This is a genomic window from Microcystis sp. LE18-22.4A (genome assembly GCF_027531105.1).
GTDB lineage: Bacteria > Cyanobacteriota > Cyanobacteriia > Cyanobacteriales > Microcystaceae > Microcystis > Microcystis aeruginosa.
In genome coordinates this window covers 1-10,181 of record NZ_JAPZRB010000583.1, presented here as the reverse complement: position 1 = coordinate 10,181, position 10,181 = coordinate 1, and the positions used below count along the sequence as shown (strand labels likewise).

Genomic DNA, 10,181 nt, shown 5'->3' with positions numbered 1-10,181 from the left:
TGTCAGTCTGTAGAGCGACCATAAGACCAGAACAGAGTAAATCTGTTAAGGCAGGTGCGAAAAATCCTTCGGGAAAGAAGCAGAAACCTAAATCGTGAGGTTTGGGAATCACCGTCCGTTTACGGCGGTGAGGATGTCAAGGATGCTTGTATCCAGATAGAATATCAGCGTCTATTTGCCTAAAACAAAACCCCACCATGGGTGGGGTTTCGGGTTTAATTTAGGAAATCCTAGAAGGTAAAGGTTCCGCGGAGAGTGCCAATCCACTCGTTACCAGTGCCTTTGAACTGTTCAGGTGCAGAAATCCAGATGACACCGGGGGTGATAGAAATATTGTCGGTGACTTGGTACTTGTAGAACAATTCAACGTGGTAGGGAACGATGTTAGATACTTTTAGCCCCATGTCTCGGAAGCTTAAGTGACCGATGTAGGGCTGCGCACCAGCAAACAGACCTAAGATATTTCCTTCTTTACCCAAGTCGGGGAAGGCAATACCAGCACCGTAGGTCCACACTTCCGCATCACCGAGACCGAGTAAACGCACGGTGGAGTAGGAACCGAAGGCACTCAAGCTGGCGAAACCAATATCCACTGCACCGGTTAAACCGTAGCTATTGGATACTTTGGCTCCGAAGTTGAAGAAACCGACTTCATCCTGTAGGGTGACGTCTCCAGGAGGGTTGCCGTTGACGTTGAGCAGGGTATTTAACTGAGTTTGGGAAAGGTTAGCAGCGGAAGTCCCCGTTACACCGAAGGAACCACCGTTACCGAAGATGGCGGTATCGGCACCTTGGTAAGCGTTAACGTAGGTGAAGCCGACGTTGAGGAAGTTAAAGAGGTTAGCGTTAATCTGTGCTAAAGCGGCGTAATCTCCGTTAAAGAGACCATTACCCGGGTTAGGATTGGCCGCAGAACTAGAGCCACCACCACCGGCTAAGTAACCCAAGGATAGGGAGGTCGGACCGACAATGCTTTGGAGGAAGCCTAACTGTAGGCTAACACCGGCCCCAGAACCACCACCGATACGGTAGATGGGGTTTTCGGAAGCGAAGGTCGAAAGCGCACCATTACCACCGTCGAAGTCTTCAAAGAAGGGATTAGTGGTGGGAACGAAGTCATTCCAAATACCGCCCCAAGCGGCGACGTAGGTATTGAAGCGACCAAAATAACCTAAGTCAATCGGGGTATAGTAGGCCAACCAGTCGAGAACCACATTGCTACCGTTACCGGCCGCGGTCCAAGTTTGGAATAGGGAAGGGCTTTGCAGATTATCGAATCTGACGGAAGCGGGATCACCATTTTGTAGTGTGGTGGTCGATTTGTAATCAAATCCGAAGGGAGTGGCACTACCCGCCGCTAAACGAGTTTTCAGTACGTCCTGACCGGTGAAGCTCGTGTTTAACAGCAAACGAGCGCGGTATTGCATGGCGGCCTGGGAGGCGGGGCTACCAGCACCGACCGTATCGGTGACAGCGAAAATAACTTCCCCAGCTAATTTGGTGGTGGTGGAGAATTGGTTATTTTCGAGGAAAGACACCCGGCTTTCTAAGTTATCAACTCTAGCTCCCAAGGCCGCTAATTCGGCCTGGAACTCATCCATCAAGCGCTTGAGGGCATCTAAGTCTTCCTTGAGGACGTTGACACCATCTTGAATTAAACGTTCCATGACGTTTAAGCAAGCGTTTAAACCAGCCGCAAATTCCCAACGGGTTAAAGCTCGGTCGCCGCGGAAGGTGCGATCGGGATAACCAACAATACAACCATAGCGCTCCACAAGGCTTCTTAGGGCTTCATAAGCCCAAGCGGTGGGGGAAACATCCCGCAGTTGGTTAACGCTGGTGACTTGATCGATGGTGTTGCCCTGTACGGGTGCAACTTGACCTTCGTTACCGTACTGTTCGATCTGATTGAGTAATTCGCCAGTTCCTGCACCGGTATTCTGAACTTGAGCGATTTCTAGATTGTTAAATTCGGTAGAAACACTGGTAGATTTGGCGGGATCGAAGCTACTAGCATTAGCGGAAGCTACTAGGGTAGCCCCTAAAATCGCTGGGCTAACCAGCAATGATTTCCAGAACATTCTTAACATGATGGTTTTTTCCTCACACCTTATAGGTTGACTACACAGTTTGACGACGCATATAGCCTTTCTATTCTTTTGCCATTATACACAATTTAATTACTTAGGGAAAGATGCGATCTCATTTTTTTTCCCTTGACCAGTTGAAAAAGTGGCCACCCTGTCGCTCCTAACGGCACTTAAACAAAAACTAAAGTAGGTTAGAATCCTTACACAGAGAAAACTTAAGCTCATACAACAGGCTCGTCTAGACGAGTCGGGCAAGGTTCTGTGATTTTGATAACGGCCACTGAACTGGGTTGTCGTCAGGTTAATTGATGATTTCTATGGTGGCACTCTTAATATGGAGTGATGTCTAATGGGCAAAACTTAACGCCGATAAAAACAGAGACAAGACCATGAAAAAAAGAAAGATAGCCAATACACTGCGTAAAGCCTTGCTAGAAGATGGCAAGATGGAACGCGCTCTCTATGAATACGAATTAGAAGAACACATAGACTACTGGTACGAAGGTCTCAAGTCCGACCGTGATCAGTTTGTCTTTGCCGTCACGGAAAACTCCGGTGATGTGGCAATGGTATTGATTACGCCTGGTAAAACTATCTATGTCAATGAGGAAGCGAGAGAGAAACTAGCTAAATTCTGGATAAAAGCTTATGAGAATAATATAAATCAACTCATTCCCATGATGGCAGAGAATTTGGCCAATGATATTATCTCGGTGACAGGCGTTAAAATGGTGTCCCCAAACCAGAAGCGACGCTGGGTTAGTTTGCGCCCGTAGAGTTAAAGTCAAGAAAGGCTCACTTAGGAAAAAATTGGTATTACTTCTGGTTCTGGGGTTCCCAGATGACGGGAAACCCTCAAAAACTATCCGCCCTTACCAATTGCTCGGTAAGGGCGGTGTAGCGGGTCATCGGAATCGACACCAGACTGCCGGAAGGAACTCCAGCTAGTCTAAATCTTGTTTAGACGTGGGGTCTAGAGAACAGCCCCGGCGCACAGCCGGCTATTGTCGATTAGGAGACCCATGCTTTTACTACTTTCTACCATCGACATCACCTCCTGTATCCCTTAACGGATTGATTATCAAATTTATCTGTAATTAGCTTAACGCAGCTGTGCGGAAAAAATCAAGGCCGGCAGCTAAAAATTTTTTCGGCAGGCTTAGTTGGCCCCCAAAATGTAGGTGAAGATAGGAAGCGTGCAGATTCTTACCTTGCCACCCTTCGGCATTGATCTCACTTTTGGGGAATGCTTGCAGTTGATAAATCGGTGCGTCGCTCACCCCGCTTAATTGGGAGCGATGGAATTCATGGCCGCGCACTGGTTGACCTGCTTTGAGCAGGATCGTCTCCTGTTTGGCGATGGCTTGCCGATAACCTAGGGTTAATTTCGGGGACATTATAGCAGATTGGGGGATTATTTGCAACATAGAATGGTTTTTTTGCTCAAAATCAACTATTTTGTCACATAAATACATTAATCCCCCACATTCGGCGTAGGTGGGCATTCCAGAGGCGATCGCTTTTCTCACCTGAGTTAAGATAGGGGTGTTAGCTGCTAATTCCGGGGCAAAGATTTCGGGAAAACCGCCACCAAAGTACAACCCTTGCAGGTTTTCGGGCAAATTTGCCCCTTGCAAGGGACTCCAAAAGATTAATTCCGCGCCTAAATTGGCTAAAATATCGAGATTATCGGGATAATAAAAGTTAAAAGCCTTATCTCTGGCAATACCGATACGGATAGGGGGAAAAAGCTTATTTGCTCTTGGGGGATTTTTCGGGTTCTCTTGGGGAGAAATAGTGAGTAAAGGCAAGAGAATGTCCCAATTAAAGCAGTTTTGGGCAATAGAAGCCAGTTGATCTTGCAGTTGCCTGATTTCTCCTAGTTCATCCCTGGGAACCAATCCTAGATGGCGATCGGGAATTGTCAGGGAATCTTGACGACGCAAAACCCCGACAATCGGCATATTGATCGATTCTAGGGCGGTTTGCAGTAATTGCAGGTGGCGATCGCTGCCAACCCGATTGAGGATAACTCCGGCTAGATGAAGATTTTTGTCTAAAGATTGATAACCGCGGACAATAGCGGCGACAGAGGTAGATAAACGACTACAATCGATAACTAACAGCAGAGGAAGCCCTAAAATACGGGCAATATGGGCGGTACTGGCATAGTCGGGAAATTGAGTATCGCTTAATTGAATACCATCAAATAGCCCCATTACCCCTTCAATCAGAGCATAATCGACATTTTGACAATGTTGGGCAAAACAGGTTTTTACATAGTCTTCAGAAGTTAAAACCGGATCGAGATTGCGACAGGGGCGACCGGTAAAATGACTATGGAACATGGGATCGATATAATCGGGCCCGACTTTAAAAGATTGCACTTGATCGCCACGACTGATTAAATAGGCCAAGATTGCTAGGGTAATCGTAGTTTTACCGACTCCGCTTCTTTCTCCTGCGATGATCATCGAAAATTTTGGGTCTGAAACCCCGTCATTCTACGACGGCTTTACTGTTAAATATTAGCACATTTACGAAATATATGCTAAAACGTGAGGTATGGAAAAAGCCTATTCGTTTCGATTTTACCCAACACCCGAACAAGAGTCGCTATTGCGGCGCACTTTGGGCTGTGTAAGATTGGTTTACAATAAGGCACTCCATCTCAGAACACAAGCATGGTACGAAAGACAAGAAAGAGTAGGATATACTGAAACTTCTTCAATGCTAACCGATTGGAAAAAACAAGAAGAATTAGACTTTTTAAACGAAGTAAGCTGTGTACCTTTACAACAAGGGTTAAGACACCTACAAACAGCTTTTACTAATTTCTTTGCTGGTCGTACTAAGTATCCTAACTTTAAGAAAAAACATCAGGGGGGAAGTGCCGAATTTACCAAATCAGCCTTTAAATTTAAAGACAAACAAATCTATTTAGCTAAATGCACAGAACCTTTACCTATTCGATGGTCAAGACAAATCCCAGAAGCTTGTGAACCAAGCACAGTAACAGTCAGATTACATCCTTCTGGACGTTGGCATATTTCAATAAGATTTGATGACCCAACGATTAAGCCTCTACCAGTAACAGATAAAGCCATTGGAATTGACTTAGGAATTAGTAGCCTCGTGATTACCAGCAATGGCGATAAAGTATCTAATCCTAAGCATTTTAAAAAGCATTATCGGAGACTGCGAAAGTCCCAAAAAAGCCTTTCTAGAAAACAGAAAGACTCAAAGAATCGGGAAAAAGCAAGAATCAAAGTAGCCAAGATTCACGCTCAAATCACCGATAGCAGAAAAGACCATTTACATAAGCTAACCACTCAATTAGTTCGTGAAAACCAAACGATTGTGGTTGAGAATTTAGCCGTCAAGAATATGGTCAAAAACCCCAAGTTATCTCAGGCAATATCTGATGTTAGTTGGGGAGAAATAACCCGACAATTAGCCTATAAATGCCGTTGGTATGGGAGAAATTTCATCGAAATAGATAGATGGTTTCCTAGCTCTAAAAGGTGTAGTAATTGCGGGCATATTGCTGAGAAAATGCCGTTAAATGTTCGAGAGTGGGATTGTCCAATCTGTGGGATTCACCATGACCGAGATATTAACGCCAGTAAAAATATTTTGGCCGCAGGGCTTGCGGTGTCAGTCTGTAGAGCGACCATAAGACCAGAACAGAGTAAATCTGTTAAGGCAGGTGCGGAACCCCGCAAGGGAAAGAAGCAGAAACCTAAATCGTGAGGTTTAGGAATCACCGTCCGTTTACGGCGGTGAGGATGTCAACGTTAGTTAAGTTAAATGTTCACCAGTTTATCTTGCTAAAGATTGACCGCTCAGGCAATAATGGGAAGGTTTATCATGCCCATTAAAGAATGCTGAACGCTTTTATTTGGCTACCGATTATAGGGGCGATACTGATTGCCTACACGCCTCTAGAGGCGAAAAAAGTGCGAGGATTAGCTCTAACTCTTGCTGTCGTTCTCTTACTGCTTAATATTCTCCTTGGCTGGCAATTTGACCCTAGTAACCCGCAAATGCAGTTCACGGTTAACCTGCCTTGGATTAATTTCCTCGGTTTCAATTATGCCCTCGGTGTTGATGGATTGTCATTCTCATTACTTTTTCTTAACAGCATCTTGACAATAATTGCTCTTTATGCTAGTGGTACAGAGGTTAACCGACCGAAATTTTACTATTCCCTGCTCTTGTTACTCAATGCCGGAGTAGCGGGGGCCTTTCTAGCGCAGGATTTACTGCTATTCTTCCTATTTTACGAATTAGAAATCGTCCCGCTTTACTTTCTCATTGCCATTTGGGGGGGTCAAAGACGCGGTTACGCGGGCATGAAATTTTTATTATACACGGCAATTTCTGGCTTTTTAGTGCTAATCTCTTTCCTTGGCTTAGTTTGGCTAACCGGTGCTAATAATTTCGCCTATAACCCCCTTTTATCGAATAATTTAGACGTTAAAACCCAATTACTGCTCCTCATCCCCCTTCTGATTGGATTAGCCATCAAAATCCCGATTTTTCCCTTTCATACTTGGCTACCGGATGCCCACGTCGAGGCATCTACCCCCGTTTCTGTGCTTTTAGCGGGAATATTACTCAAATTAGGAACCTATGGACTGCTGCGCTTTGGAGTCGGTTTATTTCTTGATGCTTGGGTAACTCTCGCCCCTTGGTTAGCAACGATAGCAGCTATCAGCGCCCTCTACGGGGCCAGTTGCGCTATTGCCCAAAAGGATATGAAAAAAGTAGTGGCCTATTCTTCCATTTCCCACATGGCCTATATTTTACTAGCGGCGGCGGCCACCACCAGATTAAGCATCACCGCGGCGATTTTGCAGATGATTAGTCACGGTTTAATTTCCGCTTTGTTATTTTTGTTGGTGGGAGTAGTGTATAAAAAAACTGGTAGTCGGGATGTGGATTATCTACGCGGTTTATTAAATCCGGAAAGAGGTTTACCAATCACGGGAATGTTAATGATTTTAGCGGCTATGGCCAGCGCTGGCATCCCCGGAATGGTGGGATTTATCGCCGAATTTTTGGTCTTTCGTGGCAGTTTCCCGATTTTCCCGATACAAACCCTCTTATGTTTGGTCGCTAGTGGTTTAACCGCAGTATATTTTCTCCTGATGATTAATCGGGTTTTCTTTGGTCGTTTAACCCCTGAATTATCGCGCATTCCTCGCAGTACCTGGCCCGAAAGATTTCCCGAAATTGCTTTGGCTTTATTTATTATTGTTTTGGGATTACAACCGAGTTGGATGATTCACTGGAGTGAAAACCAAGCATCAGTGTTATTAACCGGCACGGCAATCAGTCAAAGGCAATCATAGAAAGCTTTTCTGGAATTTTTTAAACCTAGACCGAAACTAACTTGTGGATAGGAGCCGAAACGTCAAAAATTTTTGGCTTTGCGGAGGGAATTAACCGTTAAAACCACCTGTTCCCCCACCAGTTCAATTTCTTCTAAAGTATTAAAACGACTCAACCCGAAGCGCAGGGAGGCATAAGCGAGAGATTCGGGGCGACCCAAGGCAGTTAAAACGTGGGAGGGGGCGGTATGGCTAGAAGAACAGGCAGAACCGGAGGAAAGCGCCACTATTGGCTGTAATCCTAACAATAACGCCGCACCGTCCACCCCTTCAATACTAATATTCAAATTTCCGGCTAATCTTTGGCTAGGATGACCATTGAGATAAATTCTGTCTAATTGACTGATAATCTCCCATAAACGGGCTTTTAACTGATTTAAGTGGCTGGTATCTTCTTCAATCGCTTTGATGCCCAATTCTACCGCCTTGGCAAAACCGACAATTTGCGGTGTAAATATTGTACCCGATCGCAGTCCCTTTTCCTGGCCTCCCCCTTGAATTTGAGCGGCGAGACGGACTCTGGGGTTCCGGCGCCGGACGTACAGCGCACCGATTCCCTTCGGTCCGTGGACTTTGTGGGCAGTTAAGGACATCAGATCTATATTCATTTCCTCCACATCTAGGGGAATTTTCCCGATTGCTTGGGCCGCATCCGTATGAAAAAGTACCTGATACTGGCGACAAATCGCCCCAATTGCCGCTAAAGGTTGAATCACCCCAATCTCGTTATTAGCCGCCATAATTGACAGCAAAATCGTGTCAGGACGTAAAGATTTTTCTAGTAGTTCCAAGTCAATTAAGCCATCACCACTGACGGGTAAAATTGTCACCTCAAAACCCAATTTTTCCAGATAATGACAGGGATCTAAAACGGCCCGATGTTCTGTCATCACCGTAACTATATGCCGTCCCTTGGCGAAATAAGCTTCGGCAACCCCTTTGATAGCCAGGTTATTGGCCTCCGTTGCCCCACTGGTAAAAATAATTTCTTCGGGACTACTATTAATAGCAGCGGCGATTGTTTCTCTTGCCTGTTTAACCGCGGCCTCGGCTGTCCAACCATAGACATGATTAATACTACTGGCATTACCAAAGTGTTCGGTAAAATAGGGCAACATCGCCGCCAGAACCTGCGGCTCCATCGGTGTCGTGGCGTGGCAATCTAGATAAATCGGCTTTTGAGACATATTTTTCCCTTGCGGGGGATTTGGGAAGGAGATATCCTCTGTTTTAAGAGAATCTCTGAAAGTGCATTGCTAATCTATGTTAACAAAAAAGTATCGGATAGCAGTCAACAGCTGACGACTCAGGCCAGAACTTTAAGATTTAATAATGAGAGCGCAATCGCTCTCTGACAGCAGTTACAATTTCCCTATCCCAATGTTGTTCAGTAACCCAACAGGATTAATAACACATATTTTCCCGCTCAATCATGGCTAAAAAATCGAAGGCATTTAGTGAACTGCTCAGGCTGCAGAAAATGTCCCAAGGATCCGAAAAACCCTTGAAAAGCTTTGAGAAGAAATTAAGAGAAAAGTCCTTGCCTTTCAAGGAAATTGTCGTCTCTCCTTCTGGGGAAGTCACAATGTCGGAAGTTCTGGAGGATTTTATCGAGCCTTACCGCGAATCCAATGAAACAAAGGGATCTATGCGAACACTGCTGACCATAGGGATAATCGCTTGGAATCTGGCGTTGTCCCCCGAGTCAAAGCGGCAAGAGATGATAGACCGAGTTTTTAATAAAGACCTTCTTAAAGGAGATAAAAGGCTCAAGGCGGATATTCAAGGGCTAATCGACGAGCTAATCGCTAGGAAAAACCGTTATTTCTCGGAAAACAAGCGGATGATTGTGGATTTTGAGTTAAAAGAGCTAGGAAGCGAGTATCATCTCTCGGTTGCCTCCAGCTTGTCGCCCGAATTTTCCGAGTCAGAGTTTGCCTTCAAAGTCGGCGACTCGGTCATCGTCAAACAGGGTGTACTCGACCCAGATTTGGGGACTGACATCGGTGGTTGGCAAGGAAGAATTGTGACAATTGAGCGGCAGAGCAATCTCATCGGCATTGAGTGGGATAGCATCACCCTGAAAAACATCCCCAGTTCGGTGATTGACCAGTGTGAAGTGGAAAACTTAGACTGGGCTCAAATGTGCCTCTTCTCAACGGATGTGGAATTAACCCAACCTCGAGATACAGAAGAAGATGTGGCCGCCATCATCGAAAATTTTGGGTCTGAAACCCCGTCGTTCTAGGTTGGCTTTACCGTTAAATATTAGCGCATTTACACGATATATGCTAGAATGTGAGACATGGAAAAAGCCTACTCGTTCCGATTTTACCCCACACCAGAACAAGAGTCGCTATTGCGGCGCACTTTGGGCTGTGTAAGATTAGTTTACAATAAAGCTCTCCACGAACGAACACAAGCTTGGTACGAAAAGCAAGAAAGAGTAGGCTACGCTCAAACTTCTTCAATGTTGACCGATTGGAAAAAACAAGAAGAATTAGACTTTTTAAACGAGGTAAGCTGTGTACCTTTACCACAAGGTTTAAGACATTTACAAACAGCTTTCACTAATTTCTTTGCTGGTCGTACTAAGTATCCTAACTTTAAGAAAAAACATCAGGGAGGAAGTGCCGAATTTACCAAATCAGCCTTTAAATTTAAAGACAAACAAATCTATTTAGCCAAATGCACA

General features: G+C 45.1%; 8 protein-coding genes. 5 read left to right on the top strand and 3 right to left on the bottom strand.

The window, feature by feature from the left end:
* Positions 1–230 precede the first annotated feature (230 nt).
* Entirely contained in the window at positions 231–2,090 is a 1,860-nt protein-coding gene (locus O9295_RS24985; RefSeq protein ID WP_288035993.1) for an iron uptake porin, read from the bottom strand.
* Positions 2,091–2,479: 389 nt separating this feature from the next.
* On the opposite strand from O9295_RS24985, the gene O9295_RS24980 reads away from it, so the two are divergent.
* Complete coding sequence (locus O9295_RS24980) at positions 2,480–2,866, top strand: hypothetical protein (protein WP_004163047.1); 387 nt, start codon at positions 2,480–2,482, stop codon at positions 2,864–2,866.
* 321 nt (positions 2,867–3,187) lie between these two features.
* Here the strand turns inward: O9295_RS24980 and O9295_RS24975 are convergent, their stop codons facing one another.
* Complete coding sequence (locus O9295_RS24975) at positions 3,188–4,564, bottom strand: cobyrinic acid a,c-diamide synthase CobB (protein ID WP_288035991.1); 1,377 nt, start codon at positions 4,562–4,564, stop codon at positions 3,188–3,190.
* 91 nt (positions 4,565–4,655) lie between these two features.
* On the opposite strand from O9295_RS24975, the gene O9295_RS24970 reads away from it, so the two are divergent.
* Entirely contained in the window at positions 4,656–5,843 is a 1,188-nt protein-coding gene (locus O9295_RS24970) for an RNA-guided endonuclease InsQ/TnpB family protein (RefSeq protein ID WP_288035990.1), read from the top strand.
* Positions 5,844–5,974: 131 nt separating this feature from the next.
* Positions 5,975–7,447 carry an NADH-quinone oxidoreductase subunit M gene (locus O9295_RS24965; protein ID WP_002748343.1) on the top strand — a complete coding sequence of 491 codons (1,473 nt, stop codon included), beginning with the start codon at positions 5,975–5,977 and terminating at the stop codon, positions 7,445–7,447.
* Between the two features lie 62 nt (positions 7,448–7,509).
* Here O9295_RS24965 and O9295_RS24960 read toward each other — a convergent pair whose 3' ends face one another.
* A complete protein-coding gene (locus tag O9295_RS24960) occupies positions 7,510–8,673 on the bottom strand; it encodes a cysteine desulfurase family protein (protein WP_288035987.1) in 1,164 nt (387 codons plus the stop codon).
* A gap of 245 nt (positions 8,674–8,918) precedes the next feature.
* Here O9295_RS24960 and O9295_RS24955 point away from each other — a divergent pair, with 245 nt between their 5' ends.
* Both O9295_RS24955 and O9295_RS24950 read left to right on the top strand, forming a co-directional pair.
* A complete protein-coding gene (locus O9295_RS24955) occupies positions 8,919–9,734 on the top strand; it encodes a hypothetical protein (protein ID WP_288035985.1) in 816 nt (271 codons plus the stop codon).
* Between the two features lie 57 nt (positions 9,735–9,791).
* Positions 9,792–10,181: RNA-guided endonuclease InsQ/TnpB family protein (locus O9295_RS24950; RefSeq protein WP_288035983.1), on the top strand; the 390-nt coding region annotated here is incomplete at its 3' end.